Source organism: Ruegeria arenilitoris (assembly GCF_013032855.1).
Classification (GTDB): Bacteria; Pseudomonadota; Alphaproteobacteria; order Rhodobacterales; family Rhodobacteraceae; genus Ruegeria; species Ruegeria arenilitoris.
In genome coordinates, this window is sequence record NZ_WQDA01000005.1 from 203,217 (window position 1) to 227,903 (window position 24,687).

Below are 24,687 nucleotides of genomic sequence, written 5' to 3' on the forward strand. Positions count from 1 at the left end.
ACTGACGGGTCATGTTTCGCATCTTGATTGCCTGCCTGCTGGCAGTGACCGTCGCAGGCTGTGCCACGTCGCAGCGCCCTCAGGCCGACCAGTCCGAGATCGTTGCGCGATCCTACCGTGACCCGGGGCCCTCAACGCTGACCCTGTACACGATGATCAACACGCGTACGGGGTCTGGCGCGCATACCTCGCTGATGATCAGCGCCAGCGAGCGGGTAATTTTCGACCCCGCCGGGTCGTTCCGCGCCGACGTGGTGCCGATCAAGGATGACGTGCTGTATGGCATCACCCCCGCGGTCGAGCGTGCCTATCGCAGCTCGCACGCACGCGAAACGCATTATGCGCGCATCCAGACCATCCAGGTGACCCCCCAGCAGGCCGAGATCGCCTATCAGCTGGCCAAACAGTCCGGACCGGTTCCGGGCGCCTACTGCGCCAACTCGACGGCTCGGCTGCTGCAGCAGGTTCCCGGGTTCGAGCAGATCCAGACCACCTTCTACCCGGTCAAGTTGTCCGATCAGTTCGGGCAGATTCCGGGGGTCGTCACGACCGAATATCGTGAAAACGACAGCGCCGATCTGCAGGCGGGGCTGGCGGCCAACAACGCCGCGCTCAACCAGCTGGAAGCGGCTTCAACCAACTAGGTACAGCAGACCATACAGCGTGCCGGCCCCGGCAAAGATGGCGGCCAGCACGTTCTTGGTGATCAACCCGACGCTCAGGGCAACCACGGCCGAGGCCATGCGCGGCAGGTCCGGCTGGCCCTCGGTGGCCGTGGGCCACATGACCAGAGGGGCAATCAGGGCCGGCAGGATGGCCACCGCCGTATAGCGTAGATGCCGCAGCAACCATAGCGGCAACGGACGGTCTCCGACAAAGCCGATGAACACGAAGCGCAGGGCATAGCTGCCGATCGCCAGCCCGACGATGATCGTCCAGACCGTTGTCTGATCGGGGGTGGTCATAACGCTACCTTTCTGCGTTCCAGCATCACTTCGGCCTGCGCACCGGCCATCATGCCCGCGCAGCCCGCGATCAGCAGGCCAAGATTGTAGGGGATTGCCACGCATAGCAGCGACACGACGATGGCGACCAGAGCCGCGACCACATGGGCCGGAGTGCGCATCATCGGGCCGATCATGGCCAGAAAGGTGATCGGCAGCGCGAAATCCAGTGCCCAGCTATCCGGGATCTGCGTTCCCAGGTAGGCGCCAATAAAGGTTGCCAGTACCCACATGGGCACCAGCGGCGAAACCGACCCCATGAAATAGGTCATGCGCTGCGGAACCGACATGTCCGGTTCCTTTTCGAACTGGACGATCGAGCAGGCATAGGATTGGTCGACCGTAAGATAGGCGGCAAAGGCCCGTTGCCACAGGGGCGCCGCGCCCAGATAAGGCGTCAAAGACGCTGAATACATGGCCATCCGCAGGTTCACGGCCAGTGCCGAAACCAGAATGATGGCCGTGGGTGTGCCGTCCTGCAGCAGCTGCAGCGATGCAAACTGCGCGGCGCCGGCAAATACGGCTGCGGTGAACACCATGGTCTGCAGAATGCTCAGGCCCGCCTCGGTCGCGAAGACGCCGAACAGGGTGCCGAAGGGCACCGCCACGAAGATGAACGGGGTCCCGTCGCGAAAACCCTGCCAATAGTATGACTTGGATGTGGAGGTTGCCATGGCTAGATCCTATGGTGGTCTGCGCAGCAGTAGCGGGTCAGCGAGAGGGTTGCAATTGGCCACCGAAACCGATCTGTCGGAATACATCATCGCCCCCGATCCCGGCGCGGCGCGGTTGACCCGTGTGGTCGAGGGGGTGGACCAGAACGGCGAGGTCAGCCGCATCTCGGTGGTCGAGGAGCGCCCGCTGACGATCTTCCTCAATTCGCAAGAGATCGTGACGGCCATGACTATCGGCGATTACCCGGAATATCTGGCGCTGGGCTTTTTGCGCAACCAGGGCATGTTGCGCCCCGATGACGAGATCACGCGGGTCGATTACGATGACGATCTGGAAACCGTCGTGGTGCGCACGACCCGCGAAACCTCGTACGAGGACAAGCTGAAGAAAAAGACCCGCACCAGCGGCTGCGCGGTGGGCACGGTGTTCGGCGACATGATGGAGGGGCTGGAGGGCGTGCGCCTGCCGCAGGTTCAGGTGCGCACCTCGTGGCTGTATGATCTGGCGGCCAAGATCAACCGCACGCCGTCGCTGTACCTGCAGGCCGGGGCGATCCATGGCACGGTTCTGTGCCGCGAGAGTCGCCCGCTGGTCTATATGGAGGACGTGGGCCGCCACAACGCGGTGGACAAGATCGCCGGCTGGATGTTGTCCGAAGGCGAGACGGCCGGCGACAAGATCCTGTACACCACCGGGCGGCTGACCTCGGAAATGGTGATCAAGACGGCGATGATGGGCATCCCGGTGCTGGCTTCGCGGTCCGGCTTTACCGCGTGGGGCGTCGAAATCGCGCGCGAGGTCGGCCTGACCCTGATCGGCCGGATGCGCGGCAAACGTTTCGTCTGCCTGTCGGGCGAAGACCGGCTGCTGCGCGACGCGGACCCGGCCACCGTCCCGGTCGAGGACAGGAAGCATCGAAGGAAAAGCGCCGATGGAAGTTGAAGCATCACGCCCCCTCGGCGTCATACTGGCCGGAGGTCTGGCCACGCGGATGGGCGGCGGAGACAAAGGGTTTCTGCAACTGGGGGGGCAAAGCCTGTTGGCGCATGTGATCGACCGGTTGGCGCCGCAGGTGGCCGGGCTGGCGCTGAACGCCAATGGCGACCCTGCGCGCTTTGCCGATCTTGGCCTGCCGGTCCTGCCGGACAGCATCGCGGGTTACGCCGGGCCGTTAGCGGGCGTTCTGGCCGGGTTGGATTGGGCGGCGGGGCAGGGCGCTGATTGCATCGTCACCGCTGCCGCCGACACGCCGTTCTTTCCGCGCGATCTGGTCGAGCGGCTGACGCGGGCGGCGCAGGGGCAGGCTCATCCGCTGGCTCTGGCCACCACGCCGCGCACCGGTGACGAGGCGCTGAAATCGGGCGGTGGCCGCCGGGTGAACCGGCACCCGACCTTCGGCCTGTGGCCCGTCGCTCTGCGCGACGATCTGCGCGCGGCCCTGACGGACGGGTTGCGCAAGGTGGTCCTGTGGACCGACCGCCATGACGGGCGCGAGGCGCTGTTTCCGGCCGACCCGTTCGATCCGTTCTTCAACGTCAACACGCCCGAAGATCTGATCCGGGCGCAGCACCTGTTGGAGCGGGCATGAGGGTCTACGGCGTCACCGGCTGGAAGAATGCGGGAAAGACCGGACTGGTCGAGCGGCTGGTGGCCGAGATCACCGGGCGCGGGTTCAGCGTCTCGACCGTCAAACACGCTCACCACGCGGTTGACGTGGACCAGCCGAGCACCGACAGCCACCGCCACCGAACCGCCGGGGCGTCCGAGGTTCTGCTGGCATCCAGCCGCCGCATCGCCGTGATGCAAGAGCTGCGCGGCGCGCCCGAGCCGCTGTTGGACGACCTTCTGGCGCGTCTGTCCCCGGTCGATCTGGTGCTGGTCGAGGGATACAAGCGCGCGCCGCACCCCAAGGTCGAGGCCTTTCGCGCCCAGCCCAGAAACCCGCTGATCGCCGCCGACGATCCGACGATCCGCGCGGTGGCCAGCGACACGCCGCTGGATCTGGACCGTCCGGTTTTTGACTTGAACGACACGCCTGCAATTGCCGATTTCATCCTGGCCGAGGTCGGCTTGGGGCCGCGGCCCAGCCCCTGACCATGCCCGAGGACCGGACCATGCCAAAGATTGCGCCTCCACCGCTGAAAAACGACTGTTTCGCCCTGCCGCCGGGGGTCGAATGGACCCCGGTCGATGACGCGCTGGCCCTGCTGCGCGACCGGTTGCACCCGGTTGCCGGCGTCGAGACCCTGCCCGTTGGTCAAGCCTGCGGGCGCGTTCTGGCGCAGGACGTGATCGCGCAACGGTCGAATCCGCCGCTGCCCAACACGGCGGTGGACGGGTACGGCTTTGCCGGTGGCCGGCCCGAGGGCCCGCATGTCCTGCCGCTGGCCGAGGGGCGCGCGGCGGCGGGCGTGCCGTTTGCGGGGGCCGTGCCGGAGGGGCAGGCGCTGCGCGTTCTGACCGGCGCGCCGCTGCCCGAGGGGGTGGATACCGTCATTCTGGAAGAGGACGTGACCGTGCAGGACGGCCACATCGCCTTCAACGGTCCTTTGAAGGCTGGCGCCAACACGCGCAAGGCGGGCGAAGACGTGCAGGCCGGGGCCTTGGCTCTGTCTGGCGGGCGACGCCTGACGCCTGCCGATCTGGCGCTGCTGTCGGCGGTGGGCGTGGCCGAGGTCCCGGTCCGCACGCCCTTGCGCGTGGGGGTTCTGTCTACCGGCGATGAATTGCGTGATCCGGGTCAGGCCGCGGGGCCGGGCCAGATCTATGATGCGAACCGCCCGATGCTGTTGGCGATGCTGCAACGGATGGGTTTTGTGCCGGTCGATCTGGGCCGCGTGGGCGACGACCGGGCCGCGCTGCGGGACCGGTTGGACCAAGCTGCGCAACAGACCGACGCGATCCTGACCAGCGGCGGCGCTTCGGCGGGGGACGAGGATCATGTCTCGGCCCTGCTGCGCGCGGCGGGGGCCTTGCAAGAATGGCGCATCGCGCTGAAGCCGGGCCGCCCGCTGGCGCTGGGCCTGTGGCAGGGCACGCCGGTGTTCGGCCTGCCGGGCAACCCGGTTGCGGCGATGGTCTGCACCCTGATCTTTGCCCGGCCCGCGCTGGGCCTGATGGCGGGCGAGGGCTGGCGGCAGCCGCAGGGCTTTGACCTGCCCGCCGCGTTCGCCAAGCGCAAGAAACCGGGCCGCCGCGAATACCTGCGCGCCCGGGTCCGCGACGGCCGGGTCGAGGTGTTCCACTCGGAAGGCTCGGGTCGCATCAGCGGGCTCAGCTGGGCCGAAGGGTTGGTCCAACTGCCGGACGGCCCGCTGGACATCCAGCCCGGAGACCCTGTGCGTTTCATACCCTATGGCAGTTTCGGCCTGTGACGGTTTCGGTCTCGCGCGGGTTTTCCCCCGATGAGCGCGCACGGGCGGCCGCGCTGTTCTGGCAGGCATTCTCGGGCAAACTGTCGCGCGTCATGGGGCCGGATGCGCGCGGCCTGACGTTTTTCGAACGGGCGCTGAACCCCGATTTCGCTCTGGTGGCGCGGGACGCGGATGGGCGGATGCTGGGGCTGGCGGGGTATAAGACCCGCGACGGTGGGCTGACGCAGGGCGGGCTGGCGGATCTGGCCCGGGTCTATGGCTGGCTCGGCGCCCTGTGGCGGGGCGTGATCCTGAGCGTTCTGGAGCGCGACCTGAAGCCGGGCGTGTTCCAGATGGACGGCATATGCGTGGCGACCGAGGCGCGCGGGCAGGGTGTCGGCACCCTGCTGCTGCGGGCGATCAAGGACGAGGCGCAGCGGCTGGGCATGCACGAGGTGCAACTGGACGTGATCGACACCAACCCGCGCGCGCGGATCCTGTACGAGCGCGAAGGGTTTCAGGCGATCGGGCAGGACTATACCGGCCCGTTCAAGCTTCTTTTCGGATTCAGTTCGGCCACGAAAATGCGGTGGGTCGTGCCCAACGGTGGCTAGTCGAACGTTCCGGCCACTCGGCCCAGCAGCATGAAGGCGCGCGCCGTGCGCGTGTCGCCCAAAGCGGTCAGGTCGGCGTCGCTGGCCTGAGGTTCGAACTCGGCGATCATGGTGTCGAAGCGGCGCAGGAAATGGTGCACCGCATCGCGAAAGATCGGGTCCTGTTTCAACCGCGCCGAGGTCAGCGCCAGGCACGACCGGTCGCGGATACCGCCCAACGCGGCGACCGCACGCCCGCGTTCGCCCTTGGCGAACTGGCGCCAGACCTCGGGGCGGGCCATGTCCGGACGCAGGTCGTCCATGTAGATGCCTTCCTGGCTGAGCAGAGTCAGCACGTCCTCGGCGGCCTGCACCAGTTGCGCGGTCTTGCGGTCCTTCATCGCGCGGCGCAGGGCGTTGAAGCCTTCGGTATCCTCGGCGGTTTCGGGAAAGTTCAGCGCGCGGATGAAAATGTCGGTGGGCAGAGGAGTCGTTATCTCTTCGGCCGGGGTGCCCAGTTCCAACGAGGTCTGGCCCGAGGGTGCCGCAGGTCTTGCCAGCGGCGCAAGATCCCGCCGCTTGCTGGAGAACGTGGCCAGCGTGCTTTGGGTGTGCCGGGCGGCCGCGGCGATTTCATCCAGTTTCCGGGCCACCGCGGGTTCGTAGGTGCTGGCCGAGCGCTGTTGCTGCGATACATAGGCCTGCCGGATCGCGTCGATCGCGGTCTGCAGCCGGGCGCTTTCTTCGCGCATGATGCGGCTGGCGCGCATGGCCAGCGCCGCGACCCAGATCATCGCCACCGGCATGAACACCGCCAGCAGCATCACGATGAAACTGCCGGCCTGCGTCTGCTCGGGCAGCACAAGAAAGGCTACGGCCACCACCAGCCAGATCAGGCTGAGGGCCGCGGCCGCAATCTCGATCCCGCTGACGCTGGGTCGGCCCGGACGGTCATAGATGCCCAGCCAGGTGGGGCGTTTGCTGTCCGGATCAGGGTCTTGGCCCGACATGACGCGCTCCGATCAGGCGTAGTGGATGCTCAGCACTTCGTACGAGCGCACGCCGCCGGGGGTGCGCACCTCGACACTGTCGCCTTCTTCCTTGCCGATCAGGGCGCGGGCGATGGGCGATTTGATGTTCAGCAGGCCCTTTTCGATATTGGCCTCATGCTCGCCCACGATCTGCCAGGTCTTTTCCTCGTCGGTGTCCTCGTCCACCAGGGTGACCTTGGCGCCGAACTTGATCGCACCCGACAGTTTGGTCGGGTCGATCACCTCGGCCAGCGACAGAACGCCTTCCAGTTCCTTGATGCGGCCTTCGATGAAGCCCTGCTTTTCGCGGGCCGAGTGGTATTCGGCGTTTTCCTTCAGGTCGCCCAGTTCGCGCGCTGAGGCGATGGCCTCGATGATGGCGGGGCGTTCAACGGACTTGAGTTGCTTGAGCTCTGCCTCGAGCGCGGCAAAGCCCGCGGGCGTCATGGGGATCTTTTCCATATCTTCTTTTTTCCACGCACAAATTGAGTCGCCCCGCCGCATGAGACCAGCGTCGGGGCGAAAGATGGGTTGGCAATTACCTGACCCAAATATGGCGTGAAATGCAAGAGGCCAAGGGGTTTGGCCCCTGCAATCCGCAACTTAACGCCGTCGGGGCGGTGGGGGTTTCCGATTGTGACGATGCCCCAGCAGATCACCGCGTTTCCAGCGATGCGCCTCGGCGCCGAACCAGAGCATTTCAATCATATTGAACGACCTCGAACTCGATACCGTTGTCATCGTCGAAATAGAACCGGCGGCCGGGTTCATAGTCGGCGTGGTTGTGCGGCTTGAACCCGGCGGCGCGGACCTTGGCCTCGGTCGCGTCGATGTCCTCGACCAGCACGCCCACATGGTTCAGCCCGCCGACGATGTCATAGCTGCTTTCGCCCGACGGTTTCGGGTCGGCCGGGGCGTAAAGCGCCAGATAAGTATGCGCGCTGCCCACATGCACGGTATAGCCGCCCGCGATGGCGGGGCCTTCCCAGCGTGTCTTCCATCCGAATACGTCCTGCATCCAAGCGGCGGTCGCCTGCGGGTTGCGGACGGTGAAGTTCGTGTGTTCCAGCGTCGCCATCATGGGGTCTCCTTTTCATGTTCAGGCTTGTTTCGACTCACCGTAATTCCTAAACCTAACTTTAGCTCAAGAAATTTTTTTGGGAGGAGATCATGCCCGCATCCGAAGGCCTTTCCATCGGCGCATTGGCACGCCGCACGGGGTTGGCGGTGTCGGCCATCCGCTATTACGAGGCGCAGGGGCTGATTTCCCCCTGGCGCAATCCGGGCGGTCAGCGGCGGTATCAGCGCGCCGACATCCGTCGGCTGAGTTTCGTGATGATCGCCCAGCAGTTCGGCCTGACCCTGCCCGAAATCCGCGAGGTTCTGGCCGGGCTGCCCGACAACCGCACGCCCACGCCGGCGGATTGGAAAAAGATCAGCGTCGGCCTGCGCGCGCATCTGGACCAGCGAATCGATACTCTGCTGCGTCTGCGCGACAATCTGGACGGCTGCATCGGGTGCGGTTGCCTGAGCCTGCCGAAATGCGCGCTCTACAACCCCGACGATCGGGCCAAGGCCCATGGTAGCGGTCCCAGGTACCTGATGGGTGACGCGCCCGAGGGCTGATCTGCCGCATTGCAGCAATGTTACGCCGTGTTTTGATTGACCAAGGTCTTTTCCAGCAGGTAATCAGCCGGGAAACAAAATTTCGCCGAGCCCGCGCCCCAGGCGCCAATTCGGAGAGTTAGCGGAGGAGCCCACGATGGCCGAAATTGAACGCGAAGCGATGGAATACGACGTGGTGATCGTGGGCGCAGGCCCGGCGGGCCTGTCGGCGGCCATTCGTCTGAAACAGCTGGACGCCGACCTGAACGTGGTCGTGCTGGAAAAGGGCTCGGAAGTGGGCGCGCATATCCTGTCGGGCGCGGTGTTGGACCCGTGCGGTCTGGATGCGCTGATCCCCGACTGGAAGGAAAAGGGCGCGCCGCTGAATGTGCCGGTGCGCGAAGACAACTTCTATATGCTGGGCGAGGCCGGCAAGCTGCGCATCCCCAACTGGCCGATGCCGCCGCTGATGAACAACCACGGCAACTACATCGTCTCGATGGGCAATGTCTGCCGCTGGATGGCCGAACAGGCCGAGGAACTGGGCGTCGAGATCTTCCCCGGCATGGCCTGTTCCGAACTGGTCTATGGCGACAATGGCGAGGTCAAGGGTGTCGTGGCAGGTGTCTTCGGGCTGGAACCCGACGGGTCCTATGGCCCCAACACCGAGCCGGGCATGGAACTGCACGGCAAATACGTCTTCCTGTCGGAAGGGGTGCGCGGGTCGTTGTCCAAGGAAGTGATCGCGAAATACGACCTGTCCGCCGGGAAAGAGCCGCAGAAATACGGCATCGGCATGAAGGAAATCTGGGAGATCGACCCCGCCAAGCACAAGGAAGGCAGCGTCACCCACACGATGGGCTGGCCACTGGGCGGCAATGCCGGGGGCGGGTCGTTCATCTATCACCTGGAAAACAACCAGGTCTATGTCGGCTTCGTGGTTCACCTGAACTACAAGAACCCGCACCTGTTTCCTTACATGGAATTCCAGCGGTTCAAGCACCACCCGGTGGTGGCCGACCTGCTGAAAGGCGGCAAGCGCGTGGCCTATGGCGCCCGCGCGATCACCGAGGGCGGATATCAGTCGATGCCGAAGCTGGTGGCGCCGGGTGTCGCGCTGCTGGGCTGTTCGGCGGGCATGGTCAACGTGCCGCGCATCAAGGGCAACCACAACGCGATGCTGTCGGGCAAGGCAGCGGCCGAGGCCGCGTTCGAGGCCCTCAAGGCCGACCGGTCTGGCGACGAGCTGTACGCCTATGAAGACGAGGTGCGCAACGGTACGATCGGCCGCGACCTCAAGAAGGTTCGCAACGTCAAGCCGCTGTGGTCGAAATACGGCCTGACCGCTTCGCTGGTGCTGGGTGGCATGGACATGTGGACCAACACGCTGGGCTTCTCGCTGCTGGGGACGCTGGGCCATGGCAAGAACGACGCCGAGGCGACCGAGGATGCCAGCAAGCACCCCCCCATCGACTATCCGAAGCCCGATGGCACGCTGTCTTTCGATCGTCTGACCAACGTGGCTTTTTCGTTCACCAACCACGAAGAAAGCCAACCCTGTCACCTGAAGCTGACCGACCCCGAGATTCCGGTGAAGGTCAACCTGCCCAAGTTTGACGAACCGGCGCAGCGGTATTGCCCGGCGGGCGTGTACGAAGTGGTGAAGGACGAGGCCGAGCCGCGATTCGTGATCAACTTCCAGAACTGCGTCCACTGCAAGACCTGTGACATCAAGGATCCCAGCCAGAACATCACGTGGACCACGCCGCAGGGTGGGGACGGACCGAACTACCCCAACATGTAGGCAAAAACCCGGGCAATGGCGGGGCCGTGAACGCTCGGCCATTGCCTCTGGCGGGCCAAGGCCCTAGCTTATCCTGCAATCGTAGGCAGACAAGGCAGGTATTAGGTGGTTTCACTGGTTCGTCGCACGGCGCTGGCCGTGTTTCTTGCGACAGCAGCTGTCGTTCCGGTTCACGCGGATTCCGGCGCGGGATCCTATCTGGCTGGACGCCAAGCCATCTATGAAAGCGACTACAAGGCTGCCGAGGAGTACTACTCCAAGGCCCTGATTTTCGATCCGGGCAACACCAAGCTCAAGGAAAGCGTGCTACTTGCGCGTGTGGCGCTTGGCGATGTGGAACGCGCACTGCCCATCGCCGAGGACATGGAGGCAAACGAGCAACCCAACCAGGCCGCGCGCATGGTTGTTTCCGCCAAACTGGTATCTGACGGAAAGTTCGACGAATTGCTGGCCCGTGACCCGGAAAACCAGGGCGTTGGCCCGCTGGTCGATGGGTTGATGACGGCCTGGGCGCATCTGGGCAAGGGCGAAATGACCAAGGCGATGGCGCAGTTCGATGAGGTCGCCCAGCAGGACGGTCTGCGGGAATTCGCGCTGTATCACAAGGCGTTGGCGCTGGCGTCGGTTGGCGATTTCGAAGGGGCCGAGGCGATCTTTGCGGCCGACGACAGTATCGTTGCGCGATTCTCGCGACGTGCAGCGCTGGCGCGGGTCGAAGTCTTGTCGCAGCTCAACCGCAACGACGAAGCTCTGCAATTCCTGGAAAACGTCTTTGCGGCGGGCAGCGACCCGTCGATCGAGTCCTACGTGGACACGCTCAGCGCCGGTGGCACTTTGCCTTTCACCCATGTCGGATCGGCCACCGAAGGCGTGGCCGAGGTCTTTTTCTCGGTCGGGGCGGCGTTGAACACCGAGGCCGCACATGACTATGTGCTGCTCTACGCGCGGATCGCGACTTACCTCCGGCCCGATCACATCGATGCGATCCTGCTGAGCGCGGAACTGCTTGAGCAGTTGAGCCAGTACGACCTGGCCGCCGAAGCCTATCGAAAGGTTCCCACGGATAGCAGCGATTTCCACGCAGCCGAGCTGGGGCGTGCCGAAATCCTGGCTCAGTCGGGGAAACCGGATGCGGCGATCGAAGTGCTGGAAAATCTGGCAGCCCGGCAGCCCAATCTGCCCAGTGTCCATGTCGCCTTGGCCGACCTGCAGCGGCGTCAGGAAAACTACGCCGCAGCTGTCACCTCGTATGACCGAGCCATCGAACTGACCGAAACCGGTTCGGGTGGCAACTGGTTCCTGCACTACGCTCGCGGCATCTGCCACGAACGGCTCAAGGCCTGGGACAAGGCCGAGGCGGATTTCAGGCGTGCCCTGGAGTTGAATCCGGATCAGCCGCAGGTTTTGAACTATCTCGGTTACTCGCTGGTCGAGCGGCAGGAAAAACTGGAAGAGGCGCTGGACATGATCGAGCGCGCCGTCTCGATCCAGCCTGACAGCGGCTATATCGTCGACAGCTTGGGCTGGGTCCTGTTTCGCTTGGGCCGGTACGACGAAGCGGTCGAGCATATGGAGCGCGCAGTTGAACTGATGGCCGTGGACCCGGTGGTCAACGACCACTTGGGCGACGTCTACTGGGCCGTCGGGCGCACCCGTGAGGCCGATTTCCAATGGCGGCGCGCGTTGTCCTTCATCGATCCCGAAGACACCGATGGCGAGGCCGACCCCGACCGGATCCGTCGCAAACTCGAGGTCGGACTGGACGCGGTGCTGGCCGAGGAAGGCGCGGCCCCCCTCAAGGTCGCCAATGGCGACTGAGGCCTTTGCGCCCGCGAAGATCAACCTTTCCCTGCATGTGACCGGACGGCGGGTCGACGGATACCATCTGCTGGACTCGCTGGTCGCCTTTGCCGATGTGGGAGACACGTTGATCCTGTCACCCGGGCCCGAGATTCACCTGACCGTGACCGGACCTCATTCCGCCGGGGTGCCGACCGACGACCGCAACCTCGTCTCGAGGGCTGCTCGGGCAATGGGATGGAGCGGGCAAATCCAGTTGGACAAGGTTCTGCCGCATGGCGGGGGAATCGGCGGCGGCTCATCGGATGCGGCTGCGACTTTGCGGGCCATCGCAGGGGAAGACGCGGAAGTTCCGCTGGAAACGGCTTTGGCCCTGGGCGCGGATGTTCCTGTTTGTGTACTGGGCAGAGCAGCACGAATGCAGGGCATTGGTGACCGTGTCGCCCCGGTTGCATTGCCCGCTTTGCCCGCGCTGCTGGTCAATCCGGGTGTGCCGGTTCCGACGGGGCCGGTGTTCAACGCGCTGGCTTCGCGCGACAATCCGGGGATGCCGGATCAGATCCCGGCATTCGAAACGCCCGAGGCCTGCGCTGACTGGCTGGCCGGGCAACGGAATGATTTGCAGGAAGCGGCAATAGGCTTGGCGCCCCAGATTTCAGACGTGTTGCAGGCGCTGGGTGAAACGCGGGACGTTCTGCTGGTGCGCATGTCGGGGTCGGGTTCGACCTGCTTTGCGCTGTACCCGTCCATGAAGGCCGCACATTTTGCGGCCTACGAGATTGGTGTTTCCCAGCCGGACTGGTGGTGTCGCGCCAGCGTCCTCAGCTGAGGCGGGACACGACGTAATCGGCCAGATCGCCGAGCAGGTCGCGAAGTTCGTGATCGGGCAGCGCGGTCAGAGCGGTTTTGGCCTTGGCAGCCCAAGCCAGAGCGTCTGTCCGGGTCTCCTCCAGGGTGCCGTATTTGCGCATGAGGTTCAGGGCCAGGTCCAGGTCTCCATCCTGTTGCCGGCCTTTCTCGATCGTGCGCTCCCAGAACGCACGCTCGTCGGGTGTGGCCTGGGCCACGGCCTTGATGACGGGCAGAGTCAGTTTGCGCTCGCGGAAGTCGTCGCCCACGTTCTTGCCGGTGGCCTTGCTGTCGCCCTGATAGTCCAGCAGGTCGTCGGCGATCTGGAAGGCGATGCCCAAGGCGTCGCCATAGCTGAACAGCGCCCGGACCTGTTCCTCGGACGCACCGGCGATCACACCGCCCACCTCAGTTGCCGCGGAGAACAGCGCGGCGGTCTTGCCGCGCACCACCTGCAGGTAGACGGCCTCATCCGTGCGCAGGTCGGTGGCTGCGGTCATCTGCAGCACCTCGCCTTCGGCGATGGTGGCCGAGGCATTGGCCAAGATGTCCAGAACCCGCAGAGACCCGGTTTCCACCATCAACTGGAAGCTGCGCGAAAACAGATAGTCGCCGACCAGCACGCTGGACTTGTTGTCCCACAGCAGGTTGGCGGTGGGCCGGCCGCGCCGCTGGGCGCTTTCATCCACGACGTCGTCGTGCAACAGCGTGGCGGTGTGGATGAACTCGACCGTGGCGGCCAGGCGGATGTGATGGTCACCGCCATAGCCGAACAGGCGCGCGGCGGCCAATGTCAGCATCGGGCGCAGGCGTTTGCCGCCGGCTTCGACCAGATGCGCGGTGACTTCGGGGATGCGGGGCGCGTGTTCCGAGGCCATGCGGGTGCGGATCAGAGTGTTTACCGCCTCCATTTCCCCGGCCAAAATCTCGGCCAGTCGCTCATGCGGTTTCGAGATCGTGCTGATCGTCATCACACTCCTGATACAAGGCTCGACTTTCGTCCTGCCTTGCCCTTACATCCATCCCCATGAAAGAACTTCTGCGCAGCACCGATCCGACCATCATCGCCTTTGCATCCGCTCTTCTTGAGGGCGAGGATATAGACTGCTTTGAGATGGACGTAAATATGAGCGTCCTCGAGGGAGGCATCGGAATCTTTCCGCGCCGCCTCATGGTTCGGACCGATGACCTCGAGCGGGCGGAGCGGGTGATGCGTGACAATGACATTCCGCTGGGAAGATGACCGGGTTTCCTGACAGCGCGCTGACTTGCAACGACTTTCTGGGTGGCCGACTAAAGCTGTGGCAGCCGCGAGACGGTTATCGCGCCGGTGTCGATCCGGTGCTGCTTGCTGCCGCGGTTCCGGCCAAAGCCGGGCAGTCGGTGCTGGAGCTGGGCTGCGGGGCGGGCGCTGCGGTTCTTTGTCTCGTGACCCGCGTTCCCGGTCTGCGGCCGACGGGGGTCGAGCTTCAGGCCGACTATGCCGCTCTGGCCGCAAGAAACGCGCAATGCAACGAGATCGATTTGTCCGTCCACGTGGCCGACCTGTCCAATATGCCGACTGATCTGCGTCAGCAGCACTTCGACCACGTGATCGCAAACCCGCCCTATTATCGGCCCGGTGCACATAGCGCGGCCGTCGATGCTGGTCGGCGAACGGCGCTGAGCGAGCAGACGCCGCTGTCCGACTGGTTTGATGCGGCGGCGCGCAGGCTGACACCGCGCGGGTACCTGCACATGATCCAGCGCGTGGAACGCTTGCCGGACATGCTGTCGGCCTGCGCGGGTCGGTTGGGCTCGGTAGAAGTTCTGCCCATCGCGCCGCGCATGGGGCGCGGGGCCGAGTTGCTGATCCTGCGGGCGCGCAAAGGGGGACGCGCGGATTTTCGGTTGCATGCGCCGCTGATTCTCCACAGCGGTGACCGCCATGAAAGGGACGGCGACAGCTATACCGACACGGTATCCGGCATCCTGCGCGAGGGCCGACCAATGCCCTGGCCGGACGCCCGATAGGCAATGACCAGCCGAAATTGTCGGATTTGAACAAGAATCCGAGCGTCTGCGGCGTGACAGGCTGGAAATGATGTGATCAACTTCCCATGTGATATTCAGAAACAGAGAAGGAGGATCGCCATGAGCGTAAGCGCACATCTGACGGAACTGAAGAAGAAGCACGAAACCCTCAGTCTCGAAGTGGAACAAGCCCAGCGCTCGCCCGGTATCGACGATCTCCACATTGCTCAACTCAAAAAGAAGAAGCTGAAGCTGAAGGAAGAGATTGAACGCCTGTCGGCTTAACGTCGTAGGCTGGCGCGTGCCGCGATTGCAGCGCCGCCGGTAACAAGCAATGCCGCGATCGCCAGCGTCCAGGACGGCGTGGCGATCCCGGCGACCACAAGCACCAGAGTTGACAGCAGGGGTGCCGCGTACGAGCTGGTGCCCAGCATCTGGATGTCACCGTGCTTGACCCCGATATCCCAGACATAGAACGCCAGCCCAACGGGCCCCAACCCCAGGGCAACGGTCGACATCCAGGCCAGTGCGTCGGGCGGCCAGACTGTCTGCTCAAGGCTGAAATGCAGGATCCACGAGGCGATGGCGGTCAGCACGCAGAACACTGCTACCGAGCTGGTCGGCGTTTGACCCAGCCTGCGCGACAATACGGAATACCCCGACCACGTAAGGGCACACAGAAGCGCCAGCGCATAGCCCGGCAGATGTTCGGCCTGAAACCCTGCGGTTCCGCCACCGGTGATGATCAGCGCGGCCCCGGAGAAGCCCAGACATGCCCCGAGCAGATGGCCCAGACGCAGGGTTTCACCAGGAAGCAACCCTGAGAAAAGAACGATCAGCAAGGGCCAGAGGTAGGCGATCAATCCGGCCTCGGCCGCAGGTGCCATGCGCAGGGCCGAGAAATACAGGGCGTGGTATCCGAACAAGCCAACCGTTCCGAAGGCGAATACCTTCCAACTGACCTGTTTCAGTTGCGCAAGCCCACCGCTGTGCCATGTCCAGATCAAGCCAAGGGTTCCGCCGATCGTGAAGCAGATGGCGTTCAGCAAAAGCGGCGGGGTCGGCGCCGAGCCAACCGTGAACAGCGCCAGCAGTGCCCACAAAAGGACGGCGACAAAACCGATGGCGGTGGCGCGGTTCTTTGTCATGCGGGGGGGATATCCTCGACGGGTATGATTTCAAGACCGTCGGATATGTGCGCGGTTTTTTCGATCTCTGCAAGGAACCAATCCCGGAAGGCGGCAATCTGAGGGCGCGTCTCTTCTCCCGAACGGCACAGGAACCGGAAGCGGGCCTTGGTTTCGATGGCGGTTTTGAAGGGCATGACCAGTCGGCCTTCGATCACATCCTTGATGATCATCGGGCGCCGTCCCAACGCGACGCCGACACCCGCCACCGCGGCATCAATGGCGTGATCCGCGTTCGAGAAATGCGCGCCATGAGTCGGCGTGAAGTCCACCCCGACCGCACGAAACCAGGCGGGCCAGTCACAGGGCGGATTCAGGAAGTTGATCGAGTCATCGTAGATCAGGGGCGCTTCGGTCAGGTCCCGTGGCGTCGGAAACCGGGCCGCAAGCTCGGGCGTCATGACAGGCGTCAGCCACTCTTGCCGCACGGGAACTGAATACAGCCCGTCATCCTGCCCGTACCCGAACCGGATCGCGACATCCACGTCGTCGCGCTCGAAATCGAGATTGCGCAGCGTGGCTGAGAATCTCAGGTCGATCTCGGGATGGGCGCGGGCGAACTCGTAAAGGCGGGGGGCCAGCCATTTGGCTGTCAGGGCCGGCCCAGCGGTCACTGTCAGTGTTGTGTTGTCCTGCAGGCGGCGGGTGGCCGACCAGGCCGCCTGCAGCGCAGCAAACCCTTTTTCCGTGCCTGGGGCCAGGGTTCGTCCGGCCTCGGTCAGCTCGACCGCACGGTTCAATCGGCGGAACAGCGGCTGACCCAGATGCTCTTCCAGAGACTTGATCTGAAACGACAGCGCGGCTGGTGTCACGTTCAACTCGTCTGCGGCCTTGGCAAAGGACATATGGCGGGCGGCGGCGTCAAAGGCCCTGAGGGCGGTAAGTGGGGAAAGTCGGTCGCTCATCGTCACATAAGATTTTCTAAACTGAAGGCGGAAAAACTCTCGTTTGTACCTATTAAAAACAACAGGCATGTTGAATGCAAGTCAAGTTCACCTTTAGTAGAAGGGAAAAGCCATGATCGAGATGACGACCAATCCTGCCGCACAAAAGGCAATTCTGCGCGCTCATCAAGAGCGCGGCAAGGCGATCCGGAGTTTCTGGAAGTGGGTTCTGGGTTCCCGCTGAACGCTGCGCGCGCGTTCTTACGGGATCAAAGGAGGGCCGACCCGTTGGGTCGGCCCGTTTTCATATAAGCCGCGATCAGACGAAAAACTGCGCGCCGTTGGCCGAAATCGTCGACCCGTTGATGAACTGCGAATCTTCCGAGGCCAGGAATGCGACGCAGCGGGCAATTTCCTCGGGTTCGCCCAAACGGCCTGCGGGGATCTGACCGATGATGGCTTCACGCACCTTTTCCGGAACGGCCATGACCATCTCGGTCGCGATGTATCCGGGGCAGATAGCATTTGCGGTGATGCCGGCGCGCGCGCCTTCCTGCGCCAGGGATTTGACGATGCCCAGATCACCGGCTTTGGTGGCGGCATAGTTCACCTGAGCGAACTGGCCCTTTTGCCCGTTGATCGAGCTGATCACGATCACCCGACCGAACTTGCGCTCGCGCATGCCGGGCCAGACGGGGTGTACGGTGTTGAACACCCCGGTCAGGTTGGTGTCGATCACCTGGTGCCATTGTTCCGGTGTCATCTTGTGGAACGGCGCGTCGCGGGTGATGCCGGCATTGGCGACAACGATGTCGATCGGGCCGAGCTCGGCTTCGACCTTTTCGATGCCCGCCTTGGACTCGTCATAGTCGGCCACGTTCCATTTGTAGGTCGCAATGCCGGTTTCCTCGGTGAACTTGGCCGCGGCTTCGTCATTCCCCGCATACGAGGCGGCTACATTGTATCCTTCGGCCTTGAGCGCTTTGGAAATTGCTGCGCCGATGCCGCGGGTGCCGCCGGTTACGAGTGCTGTACGTGCCATTTAGGACTCCTCCAAATTTAATCGTGTTGGTAATTCTGTTACTCTGAGAGATTGCGTTGCGCAATATCGTTTCGTCGCGAGCTGGCTCTTTCCGTTTGGTGATATTGTCGCATCCTAGGGATATTCTCGGAGTGTAACAAAAAAGGGCGCCCATTGGACGCCCTTATTCGTGACTTGTCAAAGCACTTAGACGCGCTCCACGCACAGGGCGACGCCCATGCCGCCTCCGATGCAGAGGGTTGCCAGACCCTTTTTCGCGTTCCGGCGCTTCATTTCGAACAGCAGCGTGTTCAGAACCCGGCAGCCGGATGCTCCGATCGGGTGGCCGATGGCGATCGCGCCGCCGTTCACGTTCACGATCGAGGGATCCCAACCCATGTCCTTGTTCACGGCGCAAGCCTGTGCCGCGAAGGCCTCGTTGGCTTCGACCAGATCCAGATCGTCAACCGACCAGCCGGCCTTTTCCAGCGCCTTGCGCGAGGCATAGATCGGTCCGACACCCATGATCGACGGGTCCAGCCCGGCGGTCGCATAAGACGCGATGCGGGCCAGCGGTTCGATCCCGCGCTTTTCGGCGTTGTCGGCTGACATCAGCAGGGTTGCCGCCGCGCCGTCATTCAGACCCGAGGCGTTGGCCGCAGTCACCGAGCCATCCTTCGTGAAGGCTGGACGCAGCTTGGCCATCGCCTCCATGGTCGCGCCGTGACGGATGTACTCGTCACTATCCATCACGATGTCGCCCTTGCGAGTCTTGATGGTGAAGGGCACGATCTCGTCCTTGAACTTGCCGGCCTTCTGCGCGGCCTCAGCCTTGTTCTGGCTGGCCACCGCGAACTCATCCTGCATATCGCGGCTGATCTGCCACTTCTCGGCCACGTTCTCGGCGGTCTGGCCCATGTGGTAGCCGTTGAACGCATCCCACAGGCCGTCGCGGATCATGGTGTCGATGTATTTCATGTCGCCCATCTTGTGGCCCGCGCGCAGAGATGCGGCGTGGGGCGACAGGGTCATGTTTTCCTGACCGCCTGCGCAGACGATCTCGGCATCGCCCAGCTGGATATGCTGAGCGCCCAGTGCGACGGCGCGCAGGCCCGAACCACAGACCTGGTTGATGCCCCAGGCCGCGCTTTCCTGCGGCAGGCCGGCGTTGATGTGCGCCTGGCGTGCGGGGTTCTGGCCTTGGGCGGCCGTCAGAACCTGACCCATGATGGTTTCGCTCACCTCGGACTTGTCGATCCCGGCGCGTTCCACGACGGCTTCGAGGACGGCAGCGCCCAGATCATGTGCGGGGGTGTTCGCAAAGGAACCGCCAAAGCTGCCGACGCCCGTGCGTGCGGCGGATGCGATTACTACGTTGGTCATACAGTCAATCCTTTACCGTCAAGGTCCTGTGGGAAATCTGACGGCGCAGGTCGCACAGAGCCTCTCTGGCGATGCAAGAGCGCCTCGTGATCCCCCGCTCCAGCACTTTCTGCCATAGCGCAATGCTGCACGTGCAGCAACGGACAGCTTGTCTCATGAGAAAGCCTCGGCTGGATAGCGCCCAAGGGAATTGGGTTCAACTTCCTGTTTTGGCTTCTTTTTCCGGTTGCCACGGGGCTTTCACCGTCGGAGCGCCGAATAGGTAGCCCTGCAGACAGTCCACACCGCTGGCCACCAGAAACTCGGCATCTTCACGCGTTTCGACCGATTCGGCGATGACCAGAATCTCGAATTCACGGGCGACGGCGATCAGCGCGCGCACCAGCGCCTGATTGTCCGGGTTGGTGCTGACACCCCGTACGAACTGCCCGTCGATCTTCGCCGCGTCAAAGAAGAACTCGCGAAAATACCTGAAGCTGAAGTTGCTGGCGCCGAAGTCATCCAGCGCAAAAGCGATCCCGCGATCCTGAAGCCGGTCCATGAAATCGATCACCAGTTCGGGAACCTGCATTGCCGAGCTTTCGGAGATTTCGAGGATAAGCCGCTCGCCCAGCGTTTTGTCCCGCTTGAGAAACCGGTCCAGGATCCGCGACCAGCGCGCGTATCCGATCGAGCGTGCGGACATGTTGACCGAAAGCCGGATTTCCGGATTGCGAGACAGGGCGCGCAATCCTTTTTCCAATGCTATGCAGTCCAATTCCCGGCCGATTGGTGTGTTTTCCACCTGCGGCATGAACTCCCGCGCGGGGATCACACGGCCGGTTTCGTCCAGCACGCGGATGAATGCCTCATAGAAGGCAACGCCGTGCGGGTCTCGTGCTTGCATGACGGGCTGGAACGCCAGGCGGCATTGCTGATGCTTGACAGCCTCGGTCGCCATTTGAACGGTCGAAGTGTCCCGCGCGGCGACGGCCGAATTCAACGGGCTGTCCCCACCCTCTGGCAGATCTGCAAAGTCCTTTTTCCGCATCGACGCCGAATCCCCGTACGTTTCCGAAACCGGTCAGCACGTAGTTTCGGGTCGTACCGGTGAATTTGCGGTTAATGCGCGTCGGGAATCAGTCGGCGGGATCAGCGGGTCGTCTGGGCTGCGTGGCGCAATTCGACTACGGCGCCAATCACGGCGCCCAGGAAGCCTGTGCCCACCATAGCAACTCCAAGCATCATCACCGCCGGCGCAGGCTGCTGGCCAAGGGCGCTGAGCATCGCGATTACCAGGCCCAACAGGCCGGTTGCGGTGAAGATGGCTGTAACGCGGGACATGGTGGAACTCCGACCGAACAAACTTGTCGCATTTCCGGATATGGAGCACGCGCGCCGGAATTCAAGCGCCCGCCCGGCAGACGCCGCCAGTCTCAGGCCTGTTTTGCCTGTTGGTTGGGCAGGTTTTCGTCGAATTGCTCGAAACCGGGCGTTCCGAGATCTTCGGGATGGCGGGCCAGGTGCTTGGACTTGATCTGCTCGGAGCTGTCGCGGCTGCCGTCATGGCTGTAGCCCGGCGGGGCAAAGCAATAGGCCAGCCGCTGTTTCAGGGTCAGGCCCGGCTGGGTCGCGTCGCGCCAGATGGCCACCCATTCGTGAAAGGCCACCCGCAGCGGGTTGAAGGTGCCGATATTGTGCACCAGGCCATAGTCGACCCGGTCGTGCTCCTGCTCGGGGACGAAGGTGCCGAACAGCTTGTCCCAGATGATGAACACCCCGGCATAGTTGCAATCCAGATAGCGCGCGTTGCGGCCGTGGTGGGCACGGTGGTGGCTGGGGGTGTTCATGACCGCCTCGAACCAGCGGGGCATCTTGCCGATGGCTTCGGTGTGGATCCAGAACTGGTAGATCAGGTTCAGGCCGCCGCAGAACAGCACCATCGCCGGGTGGAACCCCAGCAGGATCAGCGGCGCGCGCACGACCATCATGAAGGTGAAGGTATAGGTCCAGGTCTGCCGCAGGGCGGTCGTCAGGTTGTAGTGCTGCGAGCTGTGGTGGTTTACATGGCTGGCCCAGACCCAGCGGATGCGGTGCCCGAACCGGTGCACCCAGTAGTATCGCAGGTCATCCAGCACAAAGCACAGGATGATCACCGGGATCGATGTGCCCAGATCCAATGGCGAAATCTTCCACAGCCACATGAAGAACCCATAGGCGATGAAGCCCAGCAGGAATCCGGACGCGATGTTGCCCGCTCCCATGATCAGCGAGGTCACGGCGTCGCGGGTTTCATACCGCCCGCCACGGCCCTTCATGGCGATCCACAGAAATTCGGCCAGGATTGCGGCGATAAAGAACGGCACGGCCCATTGGACGACATCGGGAAAGCTGATCTGGTCGGTCATGCGGGCTCCAGCAGGTGGCGCCAGTGGCGGCGCTCGGTTTCATCAAGGCGGACGGTGACGCCGGGGGTGGCGAAGTCGTGGAACTGGACCTCGATGCCCTCGGGGTGGTCGATCCAGTCGAAATCGCGCAGATGGCGGGCCACCGTGTCGGCGCCAAAGGACCACAACAGGCCCGGCCCGGTCTCGGTGCGCAGCAATGCGGCGTGTCCGTCATGGGCAAGGGTGACGTCGATGATGGTGTCGTCGGGGAAATGGCGCAGCCATTCGGCGCGCGCGACATCGGCGCTCAGCACGCGCAGGCGCGATTTGCCCGTCAGATGCAGCAGTGCGGTGATGCCGGCAATGCCACCGACCACCAGAACCAGCAGGATTTCCAGCGGCATGATGTCCTCCCGCGGACAGAGTGCAAGCGGGGTCAGGCCCTGTCAAAGGTGGCGTTGCGTCAGGGGGTGTTGTGCGGCTCAAGCAATTCGTGCCGGACAACGCGCTCGACGAAGGGCACCAGCCCTTCGGGTCCCGAGGCGCGATCCTTGAGGTGAATGCAGATATCCGGCCGCCGCGCCGCGATGATGCCCACCAGTTCGCCACGCACCTTGTCATCGAGGCCCGCGCCCATAATCGCGCAGGCGATGCGCGGTTCGGCGTCCAGTTGCCGCCGCACCTCGTCGGGATCATGCGCGCCCAGCCACCGGATCGGAAGATGCTCCAGTTGCCGCGCCACGTCGCCGATCACGTTGGGCAGCCGGCCGATCAGTAAAACCACCGGTTTCATCTCAGCCTCCTGTCTGTTGCCAATGAAAAACCGGCCCTGTTCAGGCCGGTTCCAGTCTAGCACAAAAGGCCCGTCAGGTGGTCAGCTTTCGGGGTTCAGCAGGGCCGCGATGATCGCCTTGGCACTGTCCGAGTTCCATTCGGCGTCGCCGATCAGCCGCGCGATTTCCTGGCCGTCGGGGTCGATGATTATGGTGATCGGCAGGCCGACGATGCCCATCTCGCGGGCGACGGCCTGTTTCGGGTCCTGGTGGCGGGGCAGGTTGGTGATGCCGTTTTCGTCAAAGAACTTCTTGATCCCCGCGGGCGAGTTGCGCCCGGTGGCCAGCGTCAGAACCTCAAACTGGTCTCCGCCGAATTCCTCCTGCAGCTCGGCGATCTGGGGCATCTCCTTGCGGCAGGGCGCGCACCAGGTGGCCCAGAAGTTCAGCAGAACGTATTTGCCGCGATAATCCGCCAGCGTGGCGGAGCCGCCGTCATCTTCCAGCAAGAATTCCGCGTCCGAGACCGGTTTCGGCTCGGAATGCAGGATCAGGCGTTTCAGGCTGCCGTCGCGCAGGTCGGCCAGGGCCTGGGTGTCGGCGGCCAAAGCGGCATTTGCACCCAGCGCAAGGGCCATATAAAGGGGGATCAGACGAAACAGGCGCATATCAACTCCGGGTTTTCCAGCATGACCGAACAATCCTCGAACCAGATGTGGGGCGGCCGCTTTGCCGCCGGACCAGACGCGATCATGGAGGCGATCAATGCCTCGATCGGGTTCGACCGACGGATGGCGGCCCAGGACATCGCGGGCTCGCGGGCCCATGCCGCCATGCTGGCCGCCACGGGCGTGATTAGTGATAGTGATGCCGAGGCCATTCGGGAAGGGCTGCTCACCGTTTTGTCAGAGATCGAACGTGGTGAGTTCCAGTTCTCGACCGCGCTGGAAGACATCCACATGAATGTCGAGGCGCGCCTGAAAGAAATCATTGGCGAACCCGCAGGCCGCCTGCACACGGGTCGCAGCCGCAATGACCAGGTAGCGACCGATTTCAAACTGTGGGTCCGCGATCAGCTGGACGCCGCCGAATCCGGCCTGCTGGCCCTGATCCGCGCGCTTCTGGCGCAGGCCGAGGCCGGGGCCGATTGGGTCATGCCCGGTTTCACCCACCTGCAGACCGCGCAGCCGGTGACCTGGGGCCACCACATGATGGCCTATGTCGAGATGTTCGGCCGCGACCTGTCCCGCGTGCGGGATGCGCGCGCCCGGATGAACGAATGCCCGCTGGGTGCTGCGGCGCTGGCCGGCACGTCCTTCCCGATCGACCGGCACATGACGGCGCAGGCGCTGGGCTTTGACCGGCCCGCCGCCAACTCGCTGGATGCGGTCAGCGATCGCGATTTCGCGCTGGAATTTTTGTCGGTGGCCTCGATCTGCGCGGTGCATCTGTCGCGGTTCGCCGAAGAACTGGTGATCTGGTCTTCGGCCCAGTTCCGCTTTGTCACCCTGTCCGACCGGTTCTCGACCGGCTCGTCGATCATGCCGCAGAAAAAGAACCCCGACGCAGCCGAGCTGATCCGCGCCAAGGTGGGTCGGATCTTTGGCGCCAACACGGCGCTGATGATGGTGATGAAGGGCCTGCCGCTGGCCTATTCCAAGGACATGCAGGAAGACAAGGAACAGGTCTTTGACGCCGCCGACAACTGGATGCTGGCGCTGGCTGCGATGGAAGGCATGGTCAAGGACATGACCGCCAACCGCGACAGCCTGGCCGCCGCAGCCGGCTCGGGCTTTTCCACCGCGACCGATCTGGCCGACTGGCTGGTGCGGGTGCTTGGCCTGCCCTTCCGTGATGCGCACCACGTCACCGGATCGCTGGTCGCCATGGCCGAGAATAAAGGCTGCGATCTGCCCGATCTGACGCTGGAAGACATGCAATCGGTCCACGCGGGCATCACACAGAATGTCTATTCTGTCCTTGGCGTCGAGAATTCGGTAAGCTCGCGCCAGTCCTATGGGGGTACGGCCCCGGACCAGGTCCGGGCGCAGATCGCCCGCTGGAAGGAGATGCTGGAATGACAACCTTGCGTGTGATTGCCCTGATCGGGGCCGCTTTCATCTTGGCGGCCTGCGGCGCCGACGGAGAGCCCGTCCAGCCGACCCTGAACGCCAATGTGGGCGTTTCGACCAGTGGCACATATGTGAGCGGGGGCGTCGGCCTGCACCGAGGCCCTCTCAGCGTGTTTCTGGGGATCTGAACGCTCTGCGGTTGAAAGCGACGGGCCAGTCGCCATTTAGCAAGTGATCCAACAAATGAAGGCAGCGAAATGAAACCACTCGGCCT

At 63.6% G+C, this 24,687-nt stretch carries 31 protein-coding genes; 15 read left to right on the forward strand and 16 right to left on the reverse strand.

Annotation, left to right across the window (positions count from 1 at the left end):
* Nucleotides 1–11: 11 nt before the first annotated feature.
* Nucleotides 12–644 carry a hypothetical protein gene (locus GOW72_RS16540; protein ID WP_093963529.1) on the forward strand — a complete coding sequence of 211 codons (633 nt, stop codon included), beginning with the start codon at nucleotides 12–14 and terminating at the stop codon, nucleotides 642–644.
* On the opposite strand, the gene GOW72_RS16545 is transcribed toward GOW72_RS16540, so the two are convergent.
* Nucleotides 633–965 (reverse strand): AzlD domain-containing protein, encoded by a 333-nt coding sequence (locus GOW72_RS16545; protein WP_170367598.1) that lies wholly within the window; start codon nucleotides 963–965, stop codon nucleotides 633–635. The two genes, GOW72_RS16540 and GOW72_RS16545, sit on opposite strands and share 12 nt — an antisense overlap.
* The gene (locus GOW72_RS16550; RefSeq protein ID WP_170342980.1) at nucleotides 962–1,678 is read right to left on the reverse strand and encodes an AzlC family ABC transporter permease; all 717 of its coding nucleotides are present in this window, start codon (nucleotides 1,676–1,678) and stop codon (nucleotides 962–964) included. Before GOW72_RS16550 ends, GOW72_RS16545 begins: the two co-directional genes overlap by 4 nt.
* On the opposite strand from GOW72_RS16550, the gene GOW72_RS16555 reads away from it, so the two are divergent.
* Genes GOW72_RS16555 through GOW72_RS16575 form a run of 5 tightly spaced genes read left to right on the forward strand, consistent with a single transcriptional unit; the run spans nucleotide 1,677 to nucleotide 5,646 of the window.
* Nucleotides 1,677–2,621 (forward strand): formate dehydrogenase accessory sulfurtransferase FdhD, encoded by a 945-nt coding sequence (locus tag GOW72_RS16555; protein WP_170367599.1) that lies wholly within the window; start codon nucleotides 1,677–1,679, stop codon nucleotides 2,619–2,621. The two genes, GOW72_RS16550 and GOW72_RS16555, sit on opposite strands and share 2 nt — an antisense overlap.
* Nucleotides 2,611–3,267 (forward strand): molybdenum cofactor guanylyltransferase MobA, encoded by a 657-nt coding sequence (mobA, locus tag GOW72_RS16560; RefSeq protein ID WP_170367600.1) that lies wholly within the window; start codon nucleotides 2,611–2,613, stop codon nucleotides 3,265–3,267. Before GOW72_RS16555 ends, mobA begins: the two co-directional genes overlap by 11 nt.
* A complete protein-coding gene (mobB, locus tag GOW72_RS16565) occupies nucleotides 3,264–3,773 on the forward strand; it encodes a molybdopterin-guanine dinucleotide biosynthesis protein B (protein ID WP_170367601.1) in 510 nt (169 codons plus the stop codon). Before mobA ends, mobB begins: the two co-directional genes overlap by 4 nt.
* A gap of 20 nt (nucleotides 3,774–3,793) precedes the next feature.
* A complete protein-coding gene (locus tag GOW72_RS16570; protein ID WP_170367602.1) occupies nucleotides 3,794–5,053 on the forward strand; it encodes a molybdopterin-binding protein in 1,260 nt (419 codons plus the stop codon).
* Nucleotides 5,050–5,646: a GNAT family N-acetyltransferase gene (locus tag GOW72_RS16575; RefSeq protein ID WP_342355396.1), complete on the forward strand. Its 597-nt coding sequence runs from the start codon at nucleotides 5,050–5,052 to the stop codon at nucleotides 5,644–5,646. Before GOW72_RS16570 ends, GOW72_RS16575 begins: the two co-directional genes overlap by 4 nt.
* Here GOW72_RS16575 and GOW72_RS16580 read toward each other — a convergent pair.
* The 3 genes from GOW72_RS16580 to GOW72_RS16590 all read right to left on the reverse strand — a co-directional run bounded on the left by GOW72_RS16580 (nucleotide 5,643) and on the right by GOW72_RS16590 (nucleotide 7,737).
* Nucleotides 5,643–6,635 carry a hypothetical protein gene (locus tag GOW72_RS16580; protein WP_170367603.1) on the reverse strand — a complete coding sequence of 331 codons (993 nt, stop codon included), beginning with the start codon at nucleotides 6,633–6,635 and terminating at the stop codon, nucleotides 5,643–5,645. The two genes, GOW72_RS16575 and GOW72_RS16580, sit on opposite strands and share 4 nt — an antisense overlap.
* Nucleotides 6,636–6,647: 12 nt before the next feature.
* Complete coding sequence (gene greA / locus GOW72_RS16585) at nucleotides 6,648–7,118, reverse strand: transcription elongation factor GreA (RefSeq protein WP_005978981.1); 471 nt, start codon at nucleotides 7,116–7,118, stop codon at nucleotides 6,648–6,650.
* Between the two features lie 238 nt (nucleotides 7,119–7,356).
* Nucleotides 7,357–7,737 carry a VOC family protein gene (locus tag GOW72_RS16590; RefSeq protein ID WP_170360065.1) on the reverse strand — a complete coding sequence of 127 codons (381 nt, stop codon included), beginning with the start codon at nucleotides 7,735–7,737 and terminating at the stop codon, nucleotides 7,357–7,359.
* 89 nt (nucleotides 7,738–7,826) lie between these two features.
* On the opposite strand from GOW72_RS16590, the gene soxR reads away from it, so the two are divergent.
* The 4 genes from soxR to GOW72_RS16610 all read left to right on the forward strand — a co-directional run bounded on the left by soxR (nucleotide 7,827) and on the right by GOW72_RS16610 (nucleotide 12,694).
* Nucleotides 7,827–8,282: a redox-sensitive transcriptional activator SoxR gene (soxR, locus tag GOW72_RS16595; protein WP_170342262.1), complete on the forward strand. Its 456-nt coding sequence runs from the start codon at nucleotides 7,827–7,829 to the stop codon at nucleotides 8,280–8,282.
* Between the two features lie 136 nt (nucleotides 8,283–8,418).
* Nucleotides 8,419–10,065 (forward strand): electron transfer flavoprotein-ubiquinone oxidoreductase, encoded by a 1,647-nt coding sequence (locus tag GOW72_RS16600; protein WP_170367604.1) that lies wholly within the window; start codon nucleotides 8,419–8,421, stop codon nucleotides 10,063–10,065.
* Between the two features lie 105 nt (nucleotides 10,066–10,170).
* Nucleotides 10,171–11,883, forward strand: a complete 1,713-nt coding sequence (locus GOW72_RS16605; protein ID WP_170367605.1) for a tetratricopeptide repeat protein — start codon at nucleotides 10,171–10,173, stop codon at nucleotides 11,881–11,883.
* Nucleotides 11,873–12,694 (forward strand): 4-(cytidine 5'-diphospho)-2-C-methyl-D-erythritol kinase, encoded by an 822-nt coding sequence (locus GOW72_RS16610; RefSeq protein WP_170367606.1) that lies wholly within the window; start codon nucleotides 11,873–11,875, stop codon nucleotides 12,692–12,694. Before GOW72_RS16605 ends, GOW72_RS16610 begins: the two co-directional genes overlap by 11 nt.
* Here GOW72_RS16610 and GOW72_RS16615 read toward each other — a convergent pair.
* The gene (locus tag GOW72_RS16615; protein WP_170367607.1) at nucleotides 12,687–13,685 is read right to left on the reverse strand and encodes a polyprenyl synthetase family protein; all 999 of its coding nucleotides are present in this window, start codon (nucleotides 13,683–13,685) and stop codon (nucleotides 12,687–12,689) included. The two genes, GOW72_RS16610 and GOW72_RS16615, sit on opposite strands and share 8 nt — an antisense overlap.
* 56 nt (nucleotides 13,686–13,741) lie before the next feature.
* On the opposite strand from GOW72_RS16615, the gene GOW72_RS16620 reads away from it, so the two are divergent.
* The 3 genes from GOW72_RS16620 to GOW72_RS16630 all read left to right on the forward strand — a co-directional run bounded on the left by GOW72_RS16620 (nucleotide 13,742) and on the right by GOW72_RS16630 (nucleotide 15,012).
* A complete protein-coding gene (locus GOW72_RS16620) occupies nucleotides 13,742–13,957 on the forward strand; it encodes a putative signal transducing protein (RefSeq protein WP_093963516.1) in 216 nt (71 codons plus the stop codon).
* Nucleotides 13,954–14,727, forward strand: coding sequence for a tRNA1(Val) (adenine(37)-N6)-methyltransferase (locus GOW72_RS16625; protein ID WP_170367608.1), 774 nt, complete (start codon nucleotides 13,954–13,956; stop codon nucleotides 14,725–14,727). The genes GOW72_RS16620 and GOW72_RS16625 overlap by 4 nt, the downstream gene beginning before the upstream one ends.
* A gap of 120 nt (nucleotides 14,728–14,847) precedes the next feature.
* Entirely contained in the window at nucleotides 14,848–15,012 is a 165-nt protein-coding gene (locus GOW72_RS16630; RefSeq protein ID WP_093963770.1) for a YdcH family protein, read from the forward strand.
* Here GOW72_RS16630 and yddG read toward each other — a convergent pair.
* The 10 genes from yddG to GOW72_RS16680 all read right to left on the reverse strand — a co-directional run bounded on the left by yddG (nucleotide 15,009) and on the right by GOW72_RS16680 (nucleotide 23,009).
* Nucleotides 15,009–15,875: an aromatic amino acid exporter YddG gene (gene yddG, locus GOW72_RS16635; RefSeq protein ID WP_170367609.1), complete on the reverse strand. Its 867-nt coding sequence runs from the start codon at nucleotides 15,873–15,875 to the stop codon at nucleotides 15,009–15,011. The genes GOW72_RS16630 and yddG overlap by 4 nt on opposite strands.
* On the reverse strand, nucleotides 15,872–16,819 hold the full coding sequence (locus GOW72_RS16640; protein ID WP_170367610.1) for a transcriptional regulator GcvA: 948 nt from the start codon (nucleotides 16,817–16,819) through the stop codon (nucleotides 15,872–15,874). Before GOW72_RS16640 ends, yddG begins: the two co-directional genes overlap by 4 nt.
* Before the next feature lie 298 nt (nucleotides 16,820–17,117).
* Complete coding sequence (gene phbB / locus GOW72_RS16645) at nucleotides 17,118–17,840, reverse strand: acetoacetyl-CoA reductase (protein ID WP_093963512.1); 723 nt, start codon at nucleotides 17,838–17,840, stop codon at nucleotides 17,118–17,120.
* 186 nt (nucleotides 17,841–18,026) lie between these two features.
* On the reverse strand, nucleotides 18,027–19,202 hold the full coding sequence (locus tag GOW72_RS16650; RefSeq protein WP_093963511.1) for an acetyl-CoA C-acetyltransferase: 1,176 nt from the start codon (nucleotides 19,200–19,202) through the stop codon (nucleotides 18,027–18,029).
* 196 nt (nucleotides 19,203–19,398) lie between these two features.
* Nucleotides 19,399–20,232 (reverse strand): EAL domain-containing protein, encoded by an 834-nt coding sequence (locus GOW72_RS16655; RefSeq protein WP_170360083.1) that lies wholly within the window; start codon nucleotides 20,230–20,232, stop codon nucleotides 19,399–19,401.
* Between the two features lie 101 nt (nucleotides 20,233–20,333).
* Entirely contained in the window at nucleotides 20,334–20,525 is a 192-nt protein-coding gene (locus GOW72_RS16660; RefSeq protein ID WP_093963509.1) for a hypothetical protein, read from the reverse strand.
* A gap of 92 nt (nucleotides 20,526–20,617) precedes the next feature.
* Entirely contained in the window at nucleotides 20,618–21,589 is a 972-nt protein-coding gene (locus tag GOW72_RS16665; protein ID WP_170367611.1) for a sterol desaturase family protein, read from the reverse strand.
* A complete protein-coding gene (locus tag GOW72_RS16670) occupies nucleotides 21,586–21,972 on the reverse strand; it encodes a hypothetical protein (RefSeq protein WP_170367612.1) in 387 nt (128 codons plus the stop codon). The genes GOW72_RS16665 and GOW72_RS16670 overlap by 4 nt, the downstream gene beginning before the upstream one ends.
* 59 nt (nucleotides 21,973–22,031) lie before the next feature.
* Entirely contained in the window at nucleotides 22,032–22,361 is a 330-nt protein-coding gene (locus GOW72_RS16675; protein ID WP_170367613.1) for a hypothetical protein, read from the reverse strand.
* Between the two features lie 81 nt (nucleotides 22,362–22,442).
* Nucleotides 22,443–23,009: a TlpA disulfide reductase family protein gene (locus tag GOW72_RS16680; protein WP_170367614.1), complete on the reverse strand. Its 567-nt coding sequence runs from the start codon at nucleotides 23,007–23,009 to the stop codon at nucleotides 22,443–22,445.
* A 21-nt stretch (nucleotides 23,010–23,030) separates the two neighbouring features.
* On the opposite strand from GOW72_RS16680, the gene argH reads away from it, so the two are divergent.
* Nucleotides 23,031–24,422 carry an argininosuccinate lyase gene (argH, locus tag GOW72_RS16685; RefSeq protein ID WP_170367615.1) on the forward strand — a complete coding sequence of 464 codons (1,392 nt, stop codon included), beginning with the start codon at nucleotides 23,031–23,033 and terminating at the stop codon, nucleotides 24,420–24,422.
* Nucleotides 24,419–24,601, forward strand: coding sequence for a hypothetical protein (locus tag GOW72_RS16690; RefSeq protein WP_170367616.1), 183 nt, complete (start codon nucleotides 24,419–24,421; stop codon nucleotides 24,599–24,601). The genes argH and GOW72_RS16690 overlap by 4 nt, the downstream gene beginning before the upstream one ends.
* The last annotated feature ends 86 nt before the right edge of the window (nucleotides 24,602–24,687 follow it).

Bases quoted from the DNA above. Each gene is read 5' to 3' on its own strand.
- GOW72_RS16540 (WP_093963529.1), top strand. From the start codon at position 12: ATGTTTCGCATCTTGATTGCCTGCCTGCTGGCAGTGACCGTCGCAGGC.
- GOW72_RS16545 (WP_170367598.1), bottom strand. From the start codon at position 965: ATGACCACCCCCGATCAGACAACGGTCTGGACGATCATCGTCGGGCTG.
- GOW72_RS16555 (WP_170367599.1), top strand. From the start codon at position 1,677: ATGGCTAGATCCTATGGTGGTCTGCGCAGCAGTAGCGGGTCAGCGAGA.
- GOW72_RS16550 (WP_170342980.1), bottom strand. From the start codon at position 1,678: ATGGCAACCTCCACATCCAAGTCATACTATTGGCAGGGTTTTCGCGAC.
- mobA (WP_170367600.1), top strand. From the start codon at position 2,611: ATGGAAGTTGAAGCATCACGCCCCCTCGGCGTCATACTGGCCGGAGGT.
- mobB (WP_170367601.1), top strand. From the start codon at position 3,264: ATGAGGGTCTACGGCGTCACCGGCTGGAAGAATGCGGGAAAGACCGGA.
- GOW72_RS16570 (WP_170367602.1), top strand. From the start codon at position 3,794: ATGCCAAAGATTGCGCCTCCACCGCTGAAAAACGACTGTTTCGCCCTG.
- GOW72_RS16580 (WP_170367603.1), bottom strand. From the start codon at position 6,635: ATGTCGGGCCAAGACCCTGATCCGGACAGCAAACGCCCCACCTGGCTG.
- greA (WP_005978981.1), bottom strand. From the start codon at position 7,118: ATGGAAAAGATCCCCATGACGCCCGCGGGCTTTGCCGCGCTCGAGGCA.
- GOW72_RS16590 (WP_170360065.1), bottom strand. From the start codon at position 7,737: ATGATGGCGACGCTGGAACACACGAACTTCACCGTCCGCAACCCGCAG.
- soxR (WP_170342262.1), top strand. From the start codon at position 7,827: ATGCCCGCATCCGAAGGCCTTTCCATCGGCGCATTGGCACGCCGCACG.
- GOW72_RS16600 (WP_170367604.1), top strand. From the start codon at position 8,419: ATGGCCGAAATTGAACGCGAAGCGATGGAATACGACGTGGTGATCGTG.
- GOW72_RS16610 (WP_170367606.1), top strand. From the start codon at position 11,873: ATGGCGACTGAGGCCTTTGCGCCCGCGAAGATCAACCTTTCCCTGCAT.
- GOW72_RS16615 (WP_170367607.1), bottom strand. From the start codon at position 13,685: ATGACGATCAGCACGATCTCGAAACCGCATGAGCGACTGGCCGAGATT.
- GOW72_RS16620 (WP_093963516.1), top strand. From the start codon at position 13,742: ATGAAAGAACTTCTGCGCAGCACCGATCCGACCATCATCGCCTTTGCA.
- GOW72_RS16625 (WP_170367608.1), top strand. From the start codon at position 13,954: ATGACCGGGTTTCCTGACAGCGCGCTGACTTGCAACGACTTTCTGGGT.
- GOW72_RS16630 (WP_093963770.1), top strand. From the start codon at position 14,848: ATGAGCGTAAGCGCACATCTGACGGAACTGAAGAAGAAGCACGAAACC.
- yddG (WP_170367609.1), bottom strand. From the start codon at position 15,875: ATGACAAAGAACCGCGCCACCGCCATCGGTTTTGTCGCCGTCCTTTTG.
- GOW72_RS16640 (WP_170367610.1), bottom strand. From the start codon at position 16,819: ATGAGCGACCGACTTTCCCCACTTACCGCCCTCAGGGCCTTTGACGCC.
- phbB (WP_093963512.1), bottom strand. From the start codon at position 17,840: ATGGCACGTACAGCACTCGTAACCGGCGGCACCCGCGGCATCGGCGCA.
- GOW72_RS16650 (WP_093963511.1), bottom strand. From the start codon at position 19,202: ATGACCAACGTAGTAATCGCATCCGCCGCACGCACGGGCGTCGGCAGC.
- GOW72_RS16655 (WP_170360083.1), bottom strand. From the start codon at position 20,232: ATGCGGAAAAAGGACTTTGCAGATCTGCCAGAGGGTGGGGACAGCCCG.
- GOW72_RS16660 (WP_093963509.1), bottom strand. From the start codon at position 20,525: ATGTCCCGCGTTACAGCCATCTTCACCGCAACCGGCCTGTTGGGCCTG.
- GOW72_RS16665 (WP_170367611.1), bottom strand. From the start codon at position 21,589: ATGACCGACCAGATCAGCTTTCCCGATGTCGTCCAATGGGCCGTGCCG.
- GOW72_RS16670 (WP_170367612.1), bottom strand. From the start codon at position 21,972: ATGCCGCTGGAAATCCTGCTGGTTCTGGTGGTCGGTGGCATTGCCGGC.
- GOW72_RS16675 (WP_170367613.1), bottom strand. From the start codon at position 22,361: ATGAAACCGGTGGTTTTACTGATCGGCCGGCTGCCCAACGTGATCGGC.
- GOW72_RS16680 (WP_170367614.1), bottom strand. From the start codon at position 23,009: ATGCGCCTGTTTCGTCTGATCCCCCTTTATATGGCCCTTGCGCTGGGT.
- argH (WP_170367615.1), top strand. From the start codon at position 23,031: ATGACCGAACAATCCTCGAACCAGATGTGGGGCGGCCGCTTTGCCGCC.
- GOW72_RS16690 (WP_170367616.1), top strand. From the start codon at position 24,419: ATGACAACCTTGCGTGTGATTGCCCTGATCGGGGCCGCTTTCATCTTG.